Source organism: Chryseobacterium endophyticum (assembly GCF_056333165.1).
Genome location: NZ_JBWGXE010000002.1, coordinates 534,399 through 552,613, shown reverse-complemented (window position 1 = coordinate 552,613; position 18,215 = coordinate 534,399). Strand labels below are relative to the sequence as shown.

Below are 18,215 nucleotides of genomic sequence, written 5' to 3'. Positions count from 1 at the left end.
AAATTTATTTTTTTTAAATCATACAATGGTAGATTTCCCGAGTTTCACATTTTCAAAATTATAATACGACTTTTCGGAATATTTGATAAAATCAGAAATAAAGCTCCCCACTTCACTGGTTGAATAAGGTTGTTTGGCATTCAGATCTACCGTGACGTATTTATTTTCGATCGCATGTTCTACAGACTGTCTCAATTTTTCTGCTGCCTGTTCCAGATTTAAATAATCAAGCATCATTGCCGTGCTCAAAACAGAAGCGATCGGATTGGCGATTCCTTTTCCTTTTGCCTGCGGATAAGATCCGTGGATCGGCTCAAATAATGCATTTCCATTGCCAATCGATGCTGAAGGAAGTAAACCGATTGAACCTCCGATAACACTTGCTTCATCGGATATGATGTCTCCAAACATATTTTCTGTCACAATAACATCAAACTGTTTCGGATTTAAAATCAACTGCATGGCCGCATTGTCGACAAACATGAAGTCAAGCGCCACATCAGGGTAGTCCGCGGCGATCTCTTTGCAGATTTTTCGCCATAATCTTGAGGTGTCGAGAACGTTTGCCTTGTCAATCAGCGTTAATTTTTTTCTTCGTTTTTGAGCCTCCTGGAAAGCCATGTGAACAATTGGTGCTATCTCATCACGGCTATATTTGCAGATATCATAAGCATAGCCAGCTTCTTCATCGGTAAATTTTTCGCCAAAATAAATCCCGCTTACCAATTCCCTGAAGATCTGAATATCAGTACCTTCAATGATTTCCTTCTTCAAAGGGCTTTTTTCGATTAAAGAACCGTATGTTTTCAAAGGCCTGATGTTTGCAAAAAGACCAAGCTCTTTACGAAGCTTCAATAGCCCTTGTTCCGGACGTACTTGAGCATCAGGGTTATTATCAAAAGACGGATCTCCGATAGCTCCGAAAAGTACTGCATCCGATTCCTTACAGATGTCCAGTGTTTCATCCGGCAGCGGATTTCCTGTTTTATAAATGGCTTCAGCGCCCATCAATCCGTATTTAAACTCGAATTTATAGTGAAATGCCTCGGCTATTGCATCCAGGATTTTAATGCTCTCTGCCACTACTTCCGGTCCGATTCCGTCTCCGGGAAGGACTGCAATTTTAAAATCAGTTTTCATAAACTTTTCGTGTTTTTTTCAATTCAAATTCCTGAATGGCCTGTTTCCTGCTGATCAGGAAATCGATATCGTCATACCCATTGATCAGACATATTTTTTTATAAGAATCCAACTCAAAGTATTCGGTTTTATCATTAAAAGTAATGGTCTGGTTTTCAACATCGACTGTGATTTCCTTTTCCGGGTTTTCCGTAATATCGGTTAAAATTTCCTTTAAAAAACTTTCCGAAACTTTTACGGGCAGCAAGCCGTTGTTTAAAGCATTTCCTTTAAATATATCCGCAAAAAAACTGGAAACAACCACTTTAAAACCGTAATCGGTGAGCGACCAGGCCGCATGCTCCCGACTGCTTCCGCAACCGAAATTATTGCCGGCAACTAAGATTTCACCTTCATATTTAGGATTATTCAGAACAAATTCAGGGTTGGGTTCACCGGTGTGAACATTGTATCGCCAGTCCCTGAAAAGATTACTGCCAAAACCTTTCTTGTCAATACTCTTTAAAAACCTTGCCGGAATGATCTGGTCCGTATCTATATTTTCTACCGGCAACGGAATTGCACGGGATTTTAGTTTTATTAATTTTTGCATTTTGTTTAGTTTTTTTAAGGTCAATGGTCAATTTTACTTCGTAAGTCAATGGTCAATTTTTAATTACTACTAAAATTCACTTGCAAAGCAAAATTGACTCGCTTAGCGAAATTCACGATTCACTTATCCCATCAGTTCTCAAACACTGAAATTTTCCCCTCAACCGCTACTTTTGCCGCAGTCAGAGGACTTGCCAGGATCGTTCTTGCGCCCTGTCCCTGTCTTCCTTCAAAATTCCTGTTGGAAGTCGAAACACAATATTCACCTTCAGGGATTTTATCGTCATTCATGGCGAGACATGCTGAACATCCAGGCTGTCTGATCTGAAAACCGGCTTCATTAAAAATTGTATCAAGACCTTCTTCAAAGATCTGTTTTACCACTTGCTGGGAACCGGGTACAATCAGGGCCTGAACGTGCTCCGATTTTCTTTTGCCTTTAATATATTTCGCTGCCGAGCGAAAATCCTCAATGCGTGCATTGGTACAGCTTCCGATGAAAACATAATTCACTTTTATATCCGAAAGTGCCTGTCCGGCCTTCAACCCCATATATTTCAGGGCTTTTTCTTCTGAATCATTCTGAGGATCAGGAATATTCTGATAAATGGAAATTCCCATTCCCGGATTGGTTCCATACGTTACCATCGGAAAAATATCTGAAGCATCAAATGTAAATTCTGCATCGAAAACGGCTTCATCGTCAGTCTTTAGGGTTTTCCAGTATTCGAGTTTCTCTTCCCATTCCTCTCCTTTTGGCGCGAAGGTTCTGTCTTTTACGTATTGAAAAGTTGTTTCATCCGGAGCGATCATTCCTCCCCTGGCGCCCATTTCGATGCTCATGTTACAGACGGTCATTTTACCTTCCATTGACATTTCCTCGAAAACATTACCTGCGTATTCACAGAAATACCCTGTCCCGCCATCGGTCCCGATTTTAGAAATGATATATAGGATGACATCTTTTGGCTGAACATGCTGATTTAATTTTCCATTTACGGTAATCCTCATGGACTTTGGCTTGTTTAATAATAAGCACTGGCTCGCAAAAACCTGTGCGACCTGGCTTGTTCCGATGCCGAAGGCGATGGATCCGAAAGCGCCGTGGGTGGAAGTATGGCTGTCTCCGCACACGATGCTCATTCCAGGCTGGGTGATGCCAAGTTCGGGAGCGATAATGTGAACAATTCCCTGGTAAGGATGCCCTAAGCCGTATAATTCAATATTATTTTTTTTACAGTTTTCGGTTAGTTGTTCGACCTGGTTTCTTGAAGATGCGTCTCTTATAGGGAGATCCTGGTCCCAGGTCGGAACATTGTGATCGGCTGTGGCTACAATCTGTTTCGGCCTGAAAATTTCCAGATTACGTGATTCCAGTTCTGCAAAAGCCTGTGGGCTGGTTACTTCGTGAATCAGGTGTTTGTCAATATAGATAATCTGAGGTCCGTCCGGAATGGTCTCCACCACATGGGCATCCCAGACTTTGTCAAATAGTGTTTTTTTATCCTTGTTCATTTTTATTTGTATTGAAGATCAGGCTTCTATCCTATTTTCCTTGTTGCTTTTTCAATAATCAGGCTTAAATCATCATTGTTGACTTCCTTTTTACGGTCGGCAATTTTCAGGAATTCCTGATATAAGAAATCAAGCTCATTTTTGGTCACATCAAAACCGATATTTTTGAATCGGTACGCTAAAGCCGAACGTCCGCTTCTGGCTGTGAGTATAATAGATGACGCATTGACGCCGACTTCCGAAGGATCGATGATTTCATAGGTTTCCCTGTTTTTGATAACCCCGTCCTGATGGATTCCTGAGCTGTGTGCAAATGCATTGGCTCCCACGATGGCTTTGTTGGGCTGTACGGGCATTCCCATCAGATCAGACACCAAAACACTCATGGAATTGAGCATTTTGGAGTTGACCTCTGTGTATAATTTTAAATTTTTATGTTGTTTAAGAATCATGACGACTTCTTCCAGGGCGGTATTCCCGGCTCTTTCTCCAAGTCCGTTTATCGTACATTCAATCTGTCTTGCGCCATTGATAACGCCGGAGATTGAATTGGCGGTGGCGAGTCCCAGATCATTATGGCAGTGACATGACAAAACTGCCTTTTCAATTCCCTTTACATTTTCTTTTAAATACTTAATTTTTTCACCGTATTCGGCGGGCAGGCAATATCCTGTCGTATCGGGAATATTTAAAACGGTTGCTCCGGCCTTAATGGCCGCTTCGCAGACTCTGGCCAGATAATCATTATCTGTTCTTCCTGCATCTTCTGCATAAAACTCTACATCTTCGACGAAAGTTTTTGCGTATTTTACAGCCTGAACGGCTCTTTCGATAATATCTTCCCTGTTTGAATTGAATTTATATCTGATGTGCGAATCTGAAGTTCCGATTCCAGTGTGTATTCTTGGTCTTCTGGCATATTTCAGTGCCTCTGCAGCGGTGTCAATATCTTTCTGATTGGCTCTGGTCAGGGCGCAAACCTTTGCATTTTTTACCAGTTTTGAGATTTCTGAAACCGAATGAAAGTCTCCCGGACTTGAAATCGGGAAACCGGCTTCGATCACATCAACTCCAAGTTCGTCAAGCTTTTCTGCAATAACCAGCTTTTGTTCCGTATTCAGTTTACAACCCGGAACCTGTTCTCCATCCCTCAGCGTAGTGTCAAAAATTTCAACTTTTTCGGAATTCATAATGAAGTTTTTACTTAATTTTGATTCAAAACTAAAGAGTTGAAAGATTTTCCGTTTTTCAATTTTATAAAAAAATACAATATCCAAAATATTCAAGAATAGATTTAATGGTTTGTTTATCAGTGTTTTAATTTATATAAATTTACAATGGCAGAATTGCATAAAGATTTTTTATTTGTACTTGTAAAGTCTCTCACGACTTCGGAAAAAAGGCAATTCAGGTTGTATGTAAACCGGCTCGGAATTAATGTAGATGCAAAATTTCTTCTTCTTTTTTCTGAACTTGATAAGATGTCAGAATATGACGAAAGTATTATCATTAAAAAAAAGATTTCTACCAAGCAGCAGCTGTCAAATCTTAAAGCTCATCTTTATAAGCAAATACTGGTAAGCTTAAGGATGAATCCAAGTCATCAGAATTACAGGATACAACTGCGCGAACAACTTGATTTTGCAAATATTCTGTACCAGAAAGGTCTTTATAAGCAGGCTTTAAAAATTTTAGATAAAACCAAACAATCCGCGCTGGAACTTGATGAAAAAACAATTGCTTCGGAAATTATTGATCTGGAAAAAGTAATTGAATCACAGTTTATTACAAGAAGTATTGAAGGCCGTGCCGAAGAGCTGATCAAACAATCCACGGAAATCAGTAAACAGAATCATTATGCCACAGAACTGTCTAACCTTTCATTGAAACTGTATAGCCAGATGCTCACACATGGTTATGTGAAAACTGATGAAGAGCGTGCGGAAATCATGGAGATTTTTAATGCCCAAATCCAGAAAATAGTTTTTGACAAGCTGAATTTTACTGAGAAATTATGGTATTTTAAAGCGCACGTCTGGAAAAATCAATTGTTGCAGGAGTATAAATATACCCTGAAATATGCCTTTCAGTGGGTCGATTTATTTCACAAAAACCCCGAGATGATCACAAGCCATCCGGTATGGTATATTAAAGGGAACACTTACCTTCTGAAAATCCTGTTTCTTTATGGGAATATTGATGTTCTGGAGAATAGTTTCAATACCTTCAATGAAACGGTTTATGCTTCAAGTTTTGCTCAAAATGAAAACCTTCAATCCCTTATTTTTCTTACCCATTACAATACGCTAATGAATATTCATTTCGTGAAAGGAGAATTCTTTTCAGGTTCCAAACTCGTTCCTGAAATCGAACTGAAAATGGAAAAACTGCGCGATAAAATTGATGAGCATCATTTTATGATTTTATATCTGAAAATGGCCGCTATGTTTTTCGGAAGTAAAAAATTTAAAGAATCCATAACGTATTCATTAAAGGTTATCGAATCCAAAGGAAATGTTCAGGAAGATCTTTTGTTCCACACACGGATTCTAATCCTGATGGCGAAACATGAATCCGGTAATGACGAAGATTATGATGAATTTATCAAGGCGACCCTGAAGTTTGTGAAAAAAATGAAAAAGCCCGATGCATTTCATTTTGAGAGTATTGAATTCTTTAAAAACCTGAACAGTATCACTCCTCAAAATCAGCTGGAATCGTTTAAAAAATTTGATAAAAAGCTGGAAGTTTTCTCCGGAAACGAATATTACAGAAGATCTTTGCTGTATATAGATATTCACGGGTGGGTAAAGTCTAAATTACGAAATGTTGATGTTATAGAAATCATTAAAGAGAAAGTGAGATCTAAAAGGAAAACGGATTAATCTTTATTTTTCATAAAAATTGACTTAAATACAACTATTAAAAACGACATTATTTCATTTTTAGTATTAAATATGTCTTCAAATGTGTGGTGTTTATAGCATTTTAAATAAAAATTCCGTATTTTTGCCTCTTAAAATTTCTTAGTAAACAATGATAAAAATTACACTTCCAGACAGTAGTGTCAAAGAATTCGAAGCAGGAGTTACTCCTCTAGATGTGGCAAAATCTATAAGCGAGGGATTGGCTAGAAATACCATTTCCGCAATTGTTAATGACAGACAAGTAGAGACGACCACGCCTATCACCACGGATTCTACGGTACAATTGCTTACCTGGAATGATGATCTTGGAAAGAAAGCCTTCTGGCATTCGTCTGCCCACCTTCTGGCGCAGGCTATCCTTGAGTTTTATCCGAATGCTAAGTTAACCATCGGTCCGGCAATCGAAAGCGGATTCTACTATGATGTGGATTTCGGTGACGAAAGCTTATCTGAAAAAGATTTCGAGAAGATCGAGAAAAAGGTATTGGAAAACGCAAAAAAAGGATCAACATTCTCGCTTTATCCAGTTTCTAAAGAAGAAGCACTAAAAGTGTATGCTGATAATCCGTATAAAGTAGAGCTCATCTCTAATCTTAATGATGGTGAAATTACTTTCGTGACTCACGATGATTTCACAGACCTTTGTCGTGGAGGACACATCCCGAATACCAGTATTGTAAAGGCGGTAAAGATTTTAAATGCAGCAGGCGCTTACTGGAGAGGAAATGAAAAAAATCCACAGCTGACAAGAGTTTACGGTATTTCTTTTCCTAAACAGAAAGACCTAACGGAATATCTTGAAAGACTGGAAGAAGCGAAAAGAAGAGACCACAGAAAGTTAGGTAAAGAACTGGGAATCTTTGCTTTCTCTGAAAAAGTGGGTGCCGGTTTGCCGTTATGGTTGCCGAAAGGAACCGCTTTGAGAAGAAAACTTGAGAATTTCCTTTCTGCCGCTCAGAAAAAAGGAGGATATGAATTTGTAATGTCACCGCACATCGGAGCCAAAGAATTGTATGTAACTTCCGGACACTGGGATAAATACGGAGCTGACAGCTTTCAGCCGATCAAAACTCCTAACGAGGGGGAAGAATTTATGCTGAAGCCGATGAACTGCCCGCACCACTGTGAAATTTATAAAACTTCACAATGGAGCTACAGGGATTTGCCGAAAAGATATGCCGAATTCGGAACGGTTTACCGGTATGAGCAATCGGGAGAGCTTCATGGCTTGACAAGAGTTCGCGGGTTTACCCAGGATGATGCCCACCTTTTCTGTACACCGGATCAGCTGTTGGGAGAATTTGAAAAAGTAATTGATCTTGTACTGTATGTTTTCAGATCTTTAGGTTTTGAAGATTTTGTAACACAGGTTTCTCTGAGAGATCCTGAAAACAGGGAAAAATATATCGGTTCCGATGAAAACTGGGAGAAAGCGGAAAACGCGATCATCACTGCGGCAAAAAATAAAGGTTTAAGAACCGTTATTGAATATGGTGAAGCGGCATTCTACGGGCCAAAGCTTGATTTCATGGTGAAAGATGCTTTAGGCAGAAGATGGCAGCTGGGAACTATCCAGGTAGATTATAATTTACCGGAAAGGTTTGACCTTCACTATATCGGAAGTGACAATGAAAAGCACCGACCGGTGATGATCCACAGAGCACCTTTCGGTTCTATGGAACGTTTTATAGCAATTCTGCTTGAGAATACGGCTGGAGATTTCCCGCTGTGGCTGAGCCCGGATCAGTTTATTATTCTTCCGATCAGTGAAAAATATGTAGATTATGCTAAAAAAGTTTCAGAATTTTTAGAAAATCACGATATTAGCGGTCAGATTGACGACAGAAACGAAAAGACCGGTAAAAAGATCCGTGATGCGGAATTGAATAAAATCCCGTTCATGCTTGTAGTAGGGGAAAATGAGGAGAAAGATGGCACAATTTCTGTACGTAGACGTGGGGAAGGTGACCTGGGAGTCATGAATTTAGAAGATTTTGCTTCCTACTTCAAAAAAGAATCGGCGATCTAGGATCAAAGATTTGAAATTCAGAATTATATTAATTTTAAATTGTTCTGAATATTATTTAAATTAGAGTTAACCAATAAAATTATAATACAATAGCACAGAGATTTAACAACAGGGGCCCACAGAGACGTCCGGTACAGGAGGACTTACACTTGATCAACGATAAAATTCGTGTGAGAGAGCTTCGTTTGGTGGGCGATAACGTAGAGCCGGGAGTATATCCTACTGAAAAAGCAAAACAGATTGCCCAGGAACAGGAACTGGATCTGGTAGTGATTTCCGATAAGGCTGAACCGTTTATTGCTAGGATACTGGACTATAAAAAGTTTTTGTACGAGCAAAAGAAAAAAACAAAGGAATTAAAGGCCAAGCAGGTAAAAGTGGTGGTAAAAGAGATCCGTTTCGGACCTCAGACCGATGAACACGATTACGAATTCAAAAAAAAGCATGCTGAAAAATTCCTTGAAGAAGGTTCAAAATTAAAGACCTACGTATTTTTTAAAGGACGTTCGATTATCTTTAAGGACCAGGGAGAAATTTTACTTTTGAAACTGGCTCAGGAATTGGAGCACGTTGGGAAAGTAGACCAGCTTCCTAAACTTGAAGGAAAGAGAATGATTATGATGATGAGTCCTAAAAAACCGGCTAAATAATCTATAAGATAATCAGGGATTCCAGCTCAGCTTTGAATCTTGATTTAATATAACTAAAAGAGATTTTCTATGAAAGTCTCTTTTGTATTATTATTTTTAGTAATTTTGCAGACGCAATTATTGTGTGAGAACACATTTAAAGTAAGTAATGATTTGAAAGGATAATGTGACAACTGATTTTATGAGTGATACATTTGAATTCATACATTACCATATTGAAAAAGAATTGATAACAAAACCATAAAAAGCAGAACAATGCCAAAATTAAAAACGAAATCAGGTGCTAAGAAACGTTTTGCTCTTACCGGATCTGGTAAGATCAAAAGAAAAAACGCTTACAAAAGCCACATTTTAACTAAAAAAGAAACTAAGCAGAAGAGAAATCTTACTACTACTTCTTACGTAGCTAAAGTGGACGAAAAAAGCGTTCAACGTCAATTAGCCATTAAGTAGTTTTTATAAATCTATATCCGGTTTATAAGAATTCAAAACAAATTCAACATTTTAACCCTGAAATGGAGCCACTAAGAGTAATGAAATATTTGCCGCACATTTCAAAAAAACAATTTAAATTATGCCAAGATCAGTAAATGCGGTAGCTTCTAGAGCTCGCAGAAAGAAAATTTTTAAGCAAGCTAAAGGTTTTTTCGGTAGAAGAAAGAACGTTTGGACAGTAGCTAAAAACGCGGTAGAAAAAGCAATGCAATATGCTTACCGTGGAAGAAAAGAGAAGAAAAGAAACTTCAGAGCACTTTGGATCACTCGTATCAACGCAGGAGCTAGAGAGCACGGAATGTCTTACTCTCAATTTATGGGAGCTCTTAAAAAGAACAACATTGAGCTTAACAGAAAGGTTTTAGCCGATTTAGCAATGAATCATCCTGAAGCTTTCAAAGCAGTTGTAGATCAAGTAAAATAATGTAAAATTTTTGTTATCAATATAAATCCCGGATTTTTTGTCTGGGATTTTTTTATATACATTTGCCTAAATTTATTAAATCCGAAAAACTGTATTTAAAAGTGAAGAAAATAACGACTCTTTTGCTAATTTTTTTAGCATCTTATAGCTTACAGGCACAAAGTTTCATTCAGGCCTACCAAAACAGAGCAAACCAGGTTTCCCAGACCAATGTCACCACAATTCTCCAGGAATTTGAAAATCTGGGCGTAAAAACGACAGGGTCTCAGGCCAATACCAATACATTAAACTGGCTTAAAGCTAAATATCAGTCTTATGGTTACTCAGCCAGTCAGATTACGGAGGATGCTTTCACATTCGGAAATACCAGTTCTAAAAACTTGATTATCACAAAGACCGGAACTCTCTATCCTAATATTTATGTAATCATTTGCGGACATTACGATACCATCACCGGCCCGGGAGTAAGTGATAACGGAAGCGGAACCTCCATTATTCTCGAAGCTGCAAGGATTTTGAAAGATGTTCCTACGGAGTACTCCATCAAATTTATTCATTTTTCCGGTGAAGAACAGGGATTACACGGAAGTGCTCATTATGCTGATAATGTTGTGTTTCAGAATAATGTACGACAACTAAATATAAGACTTGTGTTTAATATCGATCAGGTTGGCGGACAACTCGGCAATATAAATGATGCCATAAAATGCGAAAGTGACCAGTCGGGACAGTCTGGAAATAACAGTCAGTCACTGGCTTTCACCCAGCAGTTAGCCAATTGTACATCATTATATTCTCCGTTACAAACCGTAATGTCCAATGCCTATTCTTCTGATTATATGCCTTTTGAAGAAAATGGGGATATCATTACAGGATTTTATGAAAATGAAAGAAGTTACAACGAACATACAGTCGATGATACCTTTGCTAATGTAGACCCGGTTTACGTGTATAACGTAGGAAAAGCTGCTGTGGGAGCATTACAGCATTTTGCTACGGCGACAATCGCTCAGCTTGGCACTGAAGATGTGAATGTACATTCTTTAGAGTCAGTAAAGGTTTATCCCAATCCGTCTAAAGATTTCATTAACATTGAATTGCCGAAAGATATCAAAGATTTTCATGTGGAAATTACAGATATGAACGGCCGTTTAATCATCAATAAGCAAAATGAGAAAAAGATCAATGTTTCATCATTGGCAAACGGAGCTTATTTATGCAATATAAAATCAAGCAGCCAGACTGCGGTGAGAAAAATTATCATCGGAAAATAACAGTAATTTATTTTACGAATCTCGGTGGGCTAAATAAAGCCCGCCGAGATTTTTTATAGGGTAAAGTTATTTGTTACGCTGAGCAAGAGTTTTCTCAATATCCTGTAAACTCATATTCTTGAACCTAAGTAAAATTAAAAAATGGTATAACAGATCTGCTGCTTCATTTTTAAAAAGATCATCATTGTTATCTTTTGATTCAATAACCAGTTCTATGGCTTCCTCTCCTACTTTCTGGGCTATTTTATTTACTCCCTTCTGAAATATGGAATAGGTATAAGAATTTTCAGGTTTGTCAGCGATCCTGTGGCTGATTTTCGCTTCCAGTTCATATAAAAATCCCTTCGTCTCCTTATCTCCAAAGCAACTGAAATCTCCCGTATGGCATACGACATTTTGAGGAATAACTTTGATCAGAATGGTATCTTGGTCACAATCGGTTTCTATGCTTTTTACCGTCAGGAAATTTCCGGATTCTTCGCCTTTGGTCCACAATCTCTGTTTTGTACGGCTGTAAAATGTTACGATCTTTTCATTTTTTGTTTTTTCAAATGCTTCCTCGTTCATATATCCTAGCATCAAAACCTGCATGGTTCTGTCGTCCTGAATGATTACAGGGACCAGCCCGTCATTGTTTTTATTGAAGTTGATGTTCATCGTATTGCTAATTTTTTAGATTTTAATTCACTTTTTAAATCCTGAATTTTTATTTCATCAAAATGGAAAATGCTTGCGGCAAGGGCTCCGGTGGCTTTTGTCAGTTTAAATACATCTTCGAAGTCTGAAACTTTGCCTGCTCCACCCGAAGCAATGACAGGAATATTGATGCTTTCAGAAACCCGTTTTGTAATTCCCAGATCGAATCCTCTTTTTGTACCGTCGCCATTCATTGAAGTCAGTAAAATCTCTCCGGCACCCAGTTGCGCCGCCGTTTCCGCCCATTTTATGGTTTTTATCTCGGTCATTTCCCTTCCGCCTTTAATGTGAACCCAGTCTTCATCATCCACAAATCGGGTGTCGATCGCCACAACAATACACTGGCTGCCAAATTCTTTTGCTAAATCCGTTATTAACCCTGGGTTTTTAACGGCAGCAGAATTAATACTTATTTTATCCGCTCCGGCACGTAAAAGTTTCCCTACATCGTCCACCGACGAAATGCCGCCGCCAACGGTAAAGGGAATGCTGATTTCTGCGGCAATATTCCTTACCAGTTCGATAAATGTCTTACGTTCTTCGATAGTTGCCGTGATATCAAGGAAAACCAGTTCGTCAGCTCCTTCTCTTTCGTATTTCTTTGCGAGTTCCACAGGATCTCCGGCGTGTATAAGATCATTGAAATTTATTCCTTTCACGGTAGTTCCGTCTTTAATATCCAGGCATGGAATGATTCTTCTTTTAAGCATTTTGGATAAAATCTTGAAGTTGTTTTAAACTGATTTTCCCTTCATAAATCGCTTTCCCGATAATTGTTGCCGAGCAGCCGATTTCTTTCATCTCATAAAGATCCTGCAGACACGAAATACCTCCGCTGGCTGTAAGATTGATAGAGGTTTTGTTCAAAATTTCTTTGTAAAGCTCCTTAGAAGGACCTTCCAGCATTCCATCTTTCGAAATATCGGTACAGATTACGTTTCTGATCTTTTTATCCTGGTAATTGAAAATAAAATCGATAATGTCCAGTTTGCTGTTTTCCAGCCAGCCGGAAGTTTTTATTTTCCGGTTCTCACAATCGGCTCCCAGGATTATTTTCTCAGATCCGTATTTTTCGATCAGATCAAAGCAAAATTCAGGATTCTCAACCGCAATACTGCCGATGGTAACTTGTTTTGCTCCTGAACTAAAAGCTATTTCAATATCTTCAGCTGTTTTCAGGCCTCCTCCGAAATCTATTGTTAAAGAGGTTTCCTTTGCAATAGACTCCAGGATTTTCTGATTAACGATATGCCTGGATTTTGCACCATCGAGATCAACCAGGTGAAGATATTGTATACCTGAATTTTCAAATTCCTTGGCGACTTCAACAGGGTTTTCATTGTATATTTTTTTTGTGTCGTAATTTCCTTTCGACAAACGCACACATTTTCCGTCGATGATATCAATGGCTGGAATAATTTTCATCTTTAAAGATTTAAAAAGTTTTGTAATAAACGGCTCCCGATTTCTCCCGATTTCTCAGGGTGAAACTGCACGGCATAAAAATTATTTTTTTGCAGAGACGCACTGAACGGTAAAATATAATCGCAGGCTGAAGTTGTATTTTCAGATAATTCACAGTAAAAGCTGTGTATGAAATAAACATCACTGTTCTCTTTGATCCCCGAAAAAACATTTGATTTAAATTCTGAAATGGCATTCCATCCCATGTGCGGAACGATTCCACGGGCCGGAAAGCGTTTAACATCAACATCAAAAATTCCCATTCCATGGGTATTTCCTTCTTCATTGTTCCTGCACATCAGCTGCATGCCCAGGCAAATGCCCAGAACCGGCTGTTTTAAAGAAGGTATTAAAAGATCCAAACCATTCTGCTTTAAAATCTTCATGGTCGACGAAGCTTCACCGACGCCCGGAAAAATAACCTTATCAGCTTTCCTGATGATTTCAGGATCATCGGTGATCACCGATTCTGCATTTAATCTTTTTAAAGCATTCTGTACGGAGTTTACATTTCCGCCGTTGTATTTTATAATGGCTATCATGCTATAAAGTGCCTTTGGTTGATGGAATATTGAAATTTTGATCGGTCTGATTCACGGCCATTTTTACCGCCTTAGCGAAAGCTTTAAAAACAGATTCGATTTTGTGATGCTCATTTGCACCTTCAGCTTTGATGTTGATATTGCACTGCGCGGCATCTGAAAAAGATTTAAAGAAATGAAAAAACATCTCCGTAGGAACATCTCCGATCTTTTCTCTTTTAAAATCTGCGTCCCAGACCAGCCAGGAACGTCCTCCGAAGTCGATCGCCACCTGCGCCAGACAGTCATCCATAGGAAGTAAAAAGCCGTACCTCTCGATTCCTTTTTTCTTTCCCAATGCTTTTGCGAAAGCTTCCCCCAAAACAATTCCTGTATCCTCGATGGTATGATGTTCGTCTACATGTAAATCTCCTGTTGCATTGATTTTCAAATCGATATTGCCGTGTCTGGAAATCTGTTCGAGCATGTGGTCGAAAAACTGAAGGCCTGTTGAAATCTCAGATTTTCCTTTCCCGTCGAGGTTGATTTCTATGTCTATAGCGGTTTCATTCGTCTTTCTGATAACCTGTGCCTTTCTGGGAATCTTTTTGAGATATTGGTAAATTTCGTCCCAACTCTCTGTAGTTAATTCAGCTTCTTCATTTTGGTTCTTATTTAAAAAAACAGATTTTGAGCCTAAATTTTTTGCCAGCTGAATATCCGTAAGCCTGTCACCAATAACAAATGAATTTTTAAGATCATAATCGCCGTATATGTATTTTCCCAGTAAGCCGGTTCCCGGTTTTCTCGTCGGTAGATTTTCGTATTCAAAGCTCTTATCGATAAGAATGTCGTTGAATACAATGCCTTCATTTTCAAAATATTTCAGCATTTTTTCATGAGGTTTAATAAAATCTTCGTACGGGAAAGCATCTGTTCCGAGCCCATCCTGGTTGGTAATCATCACCAGCTCAAAATCGAGTTCTTTGGTTATTTTTGCAAGATTCCGGAAAACTCCCGGATAAAATTCCAGCTTTTCCAAAGAATCTACCTGGAAATTTACCGGCGGTTCTACGATCAATGTTCCGTCGCGGTCTATAAATAATATTTTTTTCATGATTCAATATTTTTAAGAATTTCCACGAGTCTTTTATTTTCTTCCCTGCTGCCTACGTTTATCCTGATACAATTGGGGATTTGCGGATCTCTTTTGCTGGTAAGAATTTCATTTTCTAATAATTTCTGATAAACCTGGCCTACATTTATAAATTCAATTAAGAAAAAATTGGCGTCCGTCGGATATATTTTTTTTATACAATTTATACTTTGGAGATTATTTTTTAACCATAAAATTTCATTTAAAGTATTTTGGATGTGTGACTCTGTTTTGTGTTTATTATCAATAGATTGTATAATATTATTTAAACTGACTGAATTAACGTTGTAGGGAGCTTTCACCGTATTGATGAGGGTAATAACCTCCTTTGATGCATAGGCACATCCTACCCTTGCTCCGGCCATTCCCCAAGCCTTTGAAAAGGTTTGAAGAACAATGAGATTGGAATATTTTTCCAGCAGCCGGATATTCGATTTTTTCCCTGAAAATTCAATATAGGCTTCATCTACCACAACTACTCCATCGAAATTTTTAACGTAAAACTCTATATCTTCCACTGCATTCCCGGTCGGGTTGTTTGGCGAACACAGGAAAAAAACTTTAGGTTTTTGTGCCCCTGAAATTTTTAAAAATTCCTCTTTATCGATTTCAAAATTTTCATCTAAATTTAATTTTAAGATCTTATTTTCATTGATTGAGGCATAAAAACCGTACATCGCAAATGAAGGATTCATCACCAGAACAGTATCCTTTTTAGGCTCACAGAAAACTTTTACAATTAAATCAATCAGTTCATCGCTGCCATTGCCTATCGCGATCTGTTTTTCAGAAATGTTTTTGAGTTCCGATACTTTCTGTTTCAATTTTTTCTGTGTAGAATCGGGATAGCGGTTCAGCGCTCCGTACGCACTTTCGTTGGCATCAAGCAAAATCGGAGAATTGAATTGATTGTGATCCCTAAAACTTAGGTAAGGCTGTAATTCCAGAATGTTTTTTCTGACCAGGTTATTGATATTAAAATCTTTCATTATCCTTTATTTAATCTTATGGTTACGGCATTTTTATGGGCAAACAATCCTTCTGCCTCTGCCATGGTTTCTATTGTTTTTCCTAAATTTCTGAGTCCTTTTTCAGAGAGCTGCTGAAAAGTGATCTTTTTCACAAAGCTGTCTACCGAAACTCCGCTGTAATTCTTTGCAAATCCGTTTGTCGGAAGCGTGTGATTGGTTCCGCTTGCGTAATCTCCCGCACTTTCACAGGAATAATTCCCTAAAAAAACAGACCCTGCATTCTGAATTTGTGATAAAACATTTTCGAAATTCTGTATGGCCAGAATCAGGTGTTCCGGGGCATATAAATTGCTGAATTCAAGAGCTTCTTCCAGTGTTTTCAGTAATATAAAATGACTGTTTTTCAATGATTCTGCAGCCATTTCGTTTCTGGGAAGCATTTTAAGCTGTTTTTCCGTTTCTTTAATAGTTTCAGTAAGCACCTTTTCATCATCAGTGATAAAAATTACCTGGCTGTCACTTCCGTGTTCGGCCTGTGACAGTAAATCGGCTGCACAGAATTCAGGAACGGCGTGTTTATCGGCTATTATAAGAACTTCACTGGGGCCTGCAGGCATATCAATAGCAATGTTATAGTTTTGTGCATATTCTTTAGCGGCTACAACATACTGATTCCCGGGTCCGAAAATTTTATAAACATTCGGGATGCTTTCTGTTCCCAGGGCCATAGCGGCAATAGCATGTGCACCGCCTGCTTTAAAAATTTTAGTCACGCCACAAAGCTTTGCGGTAGATAGGATCGCAGGGTTGATATTTCCATTTTTATCCGGAGGGGTACACAAAACGATTTCTTTACAACCTGCCAACTGTGCCGGAATGGCCAGCATCAGAACGGTAGAAAACAAAGGCGCACTGCCTCCAGGGATATAGATCCCGACTTTTTCAATAGCCCTGTTTTCCCTCCAGCAGATCACCTCTTCCATCGTTTCGATTTTTTCAACTGCCTGTATTTGTGAAGCATGAAATTTGGTAATATTATCCTTAGCGATATGAATTGATTCTTTTAATTCGGGACTTACCAGTTCTACAGCTTTCTCAATTTCTTCAGCAGATACGCAGATGTTTTTGATCTCTGCCTTATCAAATTTTTTACTGAAATTAAGCAAAGCCAAATCTCCGTTTTCCTTTACCTGTGAAAAGATGTCAGCGATCAGTTCATTCAATTTTTCTTTCTTTAATACCGGTCTTTTTACCCATTCCGACCAGGTATTTTTCTCAGGGTAACGTATAATATCCATCTTAAATAACCATTTTATCAATTGGAATAATTAAAATATCCTGTGCCCCTTTTTCTTTAAGATCATCAATGACTTCCCAGAATCTTTCTTCGTCGATCACCGAATGAATGCTGCTCCAGCCTTTTTGCGCCAAAGGAATAACCGTAGGACTTTTCAGTACGGGAAGCGTTTTTGAGATCACTTCTATTTTTTCGTCGGGAACATTCATCAGGATGTACTTTGAATTTTTGGCTTTGAGTACAGCTTTAATCCTGAAGATGAATTTTTCCAAAAGATAATTTTTCTCAGGACTGATATCCCGGGTTCTGGCCAGTACGGCTTGAGATTTTAAAATGGTCACTGTTTCTCTCAGTCCGTTTTTGAATAAGGTACTCCCCGAGCTTACGATGTCGCAGATTCCGTCGGCGAGACCGATATTCGGAGCAATTTCTACGGATCCGGAAATGACGTGGATATCAGCGGAAATATTATTTTTATCAAGAAAACTTTTGAGGGTATTCGGATAGGAAGTGGCAATTTTTTTACCCTGAAAATAGTGAATATCATCCGTTTCAACTTCCTTTGGGATTGCCAGTGAAACCCTGCATTTTGAAAACCCAAGATTCTGGATGATTTTAATATTTTTCTGTTTTTCGACAACAAGATTTTCCCCTAAGATTGCAATGTCCACGATTCCGTCTTCAAGATATTGGGGGATATCTGAATTTCGTAAGTACATGATTTCCATAGGGAAATTATCAACAGAGACCTTAAGCTGGTCTTTTCCGTTATTGATGAGAATGCCGCAATCTTTGAGGAGCTGAAGGGATTCTTCGTAAAGCCTGCCGCTTTTTTGTATAGCAATTTTTATGATACTCATTTCACTTTTGTTGTGCCTGAGTAACCAAAATGTTTAATTGATATAAATTGCCCGGGAAGAATTTAGAAACAAAAAAACCGCCTGTTTACTCAGACGGTTTTTAATTATTTTGATTTTTAACATAGTCATATCAATCAATTCCGTCTTAGCAGAGGTGATGATGATGATGATGATGAACAGTTAAAAAATTCGGTTTCATTTGTTT

At 38.4% G+C, this 18,215-nt stretch carries 18 protein-coding genes; 6 read left to right on the top strand and 12 right to left on the bottom strand.

The features are described 5' to 3' along the window. Positions 1–18: 18 nt before the first annotated feature. From leuB to AC0N32_RS06910, 4 genes are all read right to left on the bottom strand, one after another. Positions 19–1,140: a 3-isopropylmalate dehydrogenase gene (gene leuB / locus AC0N32_RS06925; RefSeq protein ID WP_476393126.1), complete on the bottom strand. Its 1,122-nt coding sequence runs from the start codon at positions 1,138–1,140 to the stop codon at positions 19–21. Then, the gene (gene leuD, locus AC0N32_RS06920; RefSeq protein WP_476393125.1) at positions 1,130–1,732 is read right to left on the bottom strand and encodes a 3-isopropylmalate dehydratase small subunit; all 603 of its coding nucleotides are present in this window, start codon (positions 1,730–1,732) and stop codon (positions 1,130–1,132) included. The genes leuB and leuD overlap by 11 nt, the downstream gene beginning before the upstream one ends. A 131-nt stretch (positions 1,733–1,863) precedes the next feature. Then, the gene (gene leuC, locus AC0N32_RS06915; protein ID WP_476393124.1) at positions 1,864–3,246 is read right to left on the bottom strand and encodes a 3-isopropylmalate dehydratase large subunit; all 1,383 of its coding nucleotides are present in this window, start codon (positions 3,244–3,246) and stop codon (positions 1,864–1,866) included. 26 nt (positions 3,247–3,272) lie between these two features. After that, positions 3,273–4,436, bottom strand: coding sequence for a 2-isopropylmalate synthase (locus AC0N32_RS06910; protein WP_476393123.1), 1,164 nt, complete (start codon positions 4,434–4,436; stop codon positions 3,273–3,275). 147 nt (positions 4,437–4,583) lie between these two features. On the opposite strand from AC0N32_RS06910, the gene AC0N32_RS06905 reads away from it, so the two are divergent. From AC0N32_RS06905 to AC0N32_RS06880, 6 genes are all read left to right on the top strand, one after another. Then, entirely contained in the window at positions 4,584–6,131 is a 1,548-nt protein-coding gene (locus AC0N32_RS06905; RefSeq protein WP_476393122.1) for a hypothetical protein, read from the top strand. Between the two features lie 151 nt (positions 6,132–6,282). After that, on the top strand, positions 6,283–8,202 hold the full coding sequence (gene thrS, locus AC0N32_RS06900; protein ID WP_476393121.1) for a threonine--tRNA ligase: 1,920 nt from the start codon (positions 6,283–6,285) through the stop codon (positions 8,200–8,202). A gap of 149 nt (positions 8,203–8,351) precedes the next feature. Continuing rightward, positions 8,352–8,852, top strand: coding sequence for a translation initiation factor IF-3 (gene infC, locus AC0N32_RS06895; protein ID WP_294197649.1), 501 nt, complete (start codon positions 8,352–8,354; stop codon positions 8,850–8,852). A gap of 255 nt (positions 8,853–9,107) precedes the next feature. Further along, a complete protein-coding gene (gene rpmI, locus AC0N32_RS06890; RefSeq protein WP_002979658.1) occupies positions 9,108–9,305 on the top strand; it encodes a 50S ribosomal protein L35 in 198 nt (65 codons plus the stop codon). Positions 9,306–9,426: 121 nt separating this feature from the next. Beyond that, a complete protein-coding gene (rplT, locus tag AC0N32_RS06885; RefSeq protein ID WP_100375628.1) occupies positions 9,427–9,771 on the top strand; it encodes a 50S ribosomal protein L20 in 345 nt (114 codons plus the stop codon). Positions 9,772–9,872: 101 nt separating this feature from the next. Continuing rightward, positions 9,873–11,045 carry a M20/M25/M40 family metallo-hydrolase gene (locus AC0N32_RS06880; protein ID WP_476393120.1) on the top strand — a complete coding sequence of 391 codons (1,173 nt, stop codon included), beginning with the start codon at positions 9,873–9,875 and terminating at the stop codon, positions 11,043–11,045. Between the two features lie 66 nt (positions 11,046–11,111). Here the strand turns inward: AC0N32_RS06880 and hisIE are convergent, their stop codons facing one another. The 8 genes from hisIE to hisG are packed head-to-tail and all read right to left on the bottom strand — an operon-like array spanning position 11,112 to position 18,010. Next, a complete protein-coding gene (hisIE, locus tag AC0N32_RS06875; RefSeq protein ID WP_476393119.1) occupies positions 11,112–11,702 on the bottom strand; it encodes a bifunctional phosphoribosyl-AMP cyclohydrolase/phosphoribosyl-ATP diphosphatase HisIE in 591 nt (196 codons plus the stop codon). After that, complete coding sequence (gene hisF / locus AC0N32_RS06870; RefSeq protein ID WP_476393118.1) at positions 11,699–12,451, bottom strand: imidazole glycerol phosphate synthase subunit HisF; 753 nt, start codon at positions 12,449–12,451, stop codon at positions 11,699–11,701. The genes hisIE and hisF overlap by 4 nt, the downstream gene beginning before the upstream one ends. Then, entirely contained in the window at positions 12,444–13,166 is a 723-nt protein-coding gene (hisA, locus tag AC0N32_RS06865) for a 1-(5-phosphoribosyl)-5-[(5-phosphoribosylamino)methylideneamino]imidazole-4-carboxamide isomerase (protein WP_476393117.1), read from the bottom strand. The genes hisF and hisA overlap by 8 nt, the downstream gene beginning before the upstream one ends. Before the next feature lie 2 nt (positions 13,167–13,168). After that, on the bottom strand, positions 13,169–13,747 hold the full coding sequence (hisH, locus tag AC0N32_RS06860; RefSeq protein ID WP_476393116.1) for an imidazole glycerol phosphate synthase subunit HisH: 579 nt from the start codon (positions 13,745–13,747) through the stop codon (positions 13,169–13,171). A 1-nt stretch (position 13,748) separates the two neighbouring features. Next, on the bottom strand, positions 13,749–14,843 hold the full coding sequence (gene hisB, locus AC0N32_RS06855; RefSeq protein ID WP_476393115.1) for a bifunctional histidinol-phosphatase/imidazoleglycerol-phosphate dehydratase HisB: 1,095 nt from the start codon (positions 14,841–14,843) through the stop codon (positions 13,749–13,751). Continuing rightward, the gene (gene hisC / locus AC0N32_RS06850; RefSeq protein ID WP_476393114.1) at positions 14,840–15,871 is read right to left on the bottom strand and encodes a histidinol-phosphate transaminase; all 1,032 of its coding nucleotides are present in this window, start codon (positions 15,869–15,871) and stop codon (positions 14,840–14,842) included. The genes hisB and hisC overlap by 4 nt, the downstream gene beginning before the upstream one ends. Next, on the bottom strand, positions 15,871–17,151 hold the full coding sequence (gene hisD / locus AC0N32_RS06845; RefSeq protein ID WP_476393113.1) for a histidinol dehydrogenase: 1,281 nt from the start codon (positions 17,149–17,151) through the stop codon (positions 15,871–15,873). The genes hisC and hisD overlap by 1 nt, the downstream gene beginning before the upstream one ends. Position 17,152: 1 nt before the next feature. Further along, positions 17,153–18,010: an ATP phosphoribosyltransferase gene (hisG, locus tag AC0N32_RS06840; RefSeq protein WP_476393112.1), complete on the bottom strand. Its 858-nt coding sequence runs from the start codon at positions 18,008–18,010 to the stop codon at positions 17,153–17,155. Positions 18,011–18,215 lie beyond the last annotated feature (205 nt).

Bases quoted from the DNA above. Each gene is read 5' to 3' on its own strand.
- leuD (WP_476393125.1), bottom strand. From the start codon at position 1,732: ATGCAAAAATTAATAAAACTAAAATCCCGTGCAATTCCGTTGCCGGTA.
- leuC (WP_476393124.1), bottom strand. From the start codon at position 3,246: ATGAACAAGGATAAAAAAACACTATTTGACAAAGTCTGGGATGCCCAT.
- rplT (WP_100375628.1), top strand. From the start codon at position 9,427: ATGCCAAGATCAGTAAATGCGGTAGCTTCTAGAGCTCGCAGAAAGAAA.
- rpmI (WP_002979658.1), top strand. From the start codon at position 9,108: ATGCCAAAATTAAAAACGAAATCAGGTGCTAAGAAACGTTTTGCTCTT.
- hisF (WP_476393118.1), bottom strand. From the start codon at position 12,451: ATGCTTAAAAGAAGAATCATTCCATGCCTGGATATTAAAGACGGAACT.
- hisD (WP_476393113.1), bottom strand. From the start codon at position 17,151: ATGGATATTATACGTTACCCTGAGAAAAATACCTGGTCGGAATGGGTA.
- hisIE (WP_476393119.1), bottom strand. From the start codon at position 11,702: ATGAACATCAACTTCAATAAAAACAATGACGGGCTGGTCCCTGTAATC.
- AC0N32_RS06905 (WP_476393122.1), top strand. From the start codon at position 4,584: ATGGCAGAATTGCATAAAGATTTTTTATTTGTACTTGTAAAGTCTCTC.
- hisC (WP_476393114.1), bottom strand. From the start codon at position 15,871: ATGAAAGATTTTAATATCAATAACCTGGTCAGAAAAAACATTCTGGAA.
- hisH (WP_476393116.1), bottom strand. From the start codon at position 13,747: ATGATAGCCATTATAAAATACAACGGCGGAAATGTAAACTCCGTACAG.
- thrS (WP_476393121.1), top strand. From the start codon at position 6,283: ATGATAAAAATTACACTTCCAGACAGTAGTGTCAAAGAATTCGAAGCA.
- hisG (WP_476393112.1), bottom strand. From the start codon at position 18,010: ATGAGTATCATAAAAATTGCTATACAAAAAAGCGGCAGGCTTTACGAA.
- hisA (WP_476393117.1), bottom strand. From the start codon at position 13,166: ATGAAAATTATTCCAGCCATTGATATCATCGACGGAAAATGTGTGCGT.
- hisB (WP_476393115.1), bottom strand. From the start codon at position 14,843: ATGAAAAAAATATTATTTATAGACCGCGACGGAACATTGATCGTAGAA.
- leuB (WP_476393126.1), bottom strand. From the start codon at position 1,140: ATGAAAACTGATTTTAAAATTGCAGTCCTTCCCGGAGACGGAATCGGA.
- AC0N32_RS06910 (WP_476393123.1), bottom strand. From the start codon at position 4,436: ATGAATTCCGAAAAAGTTGAAATTTTTGACACTACGCTGAGGGATGGA.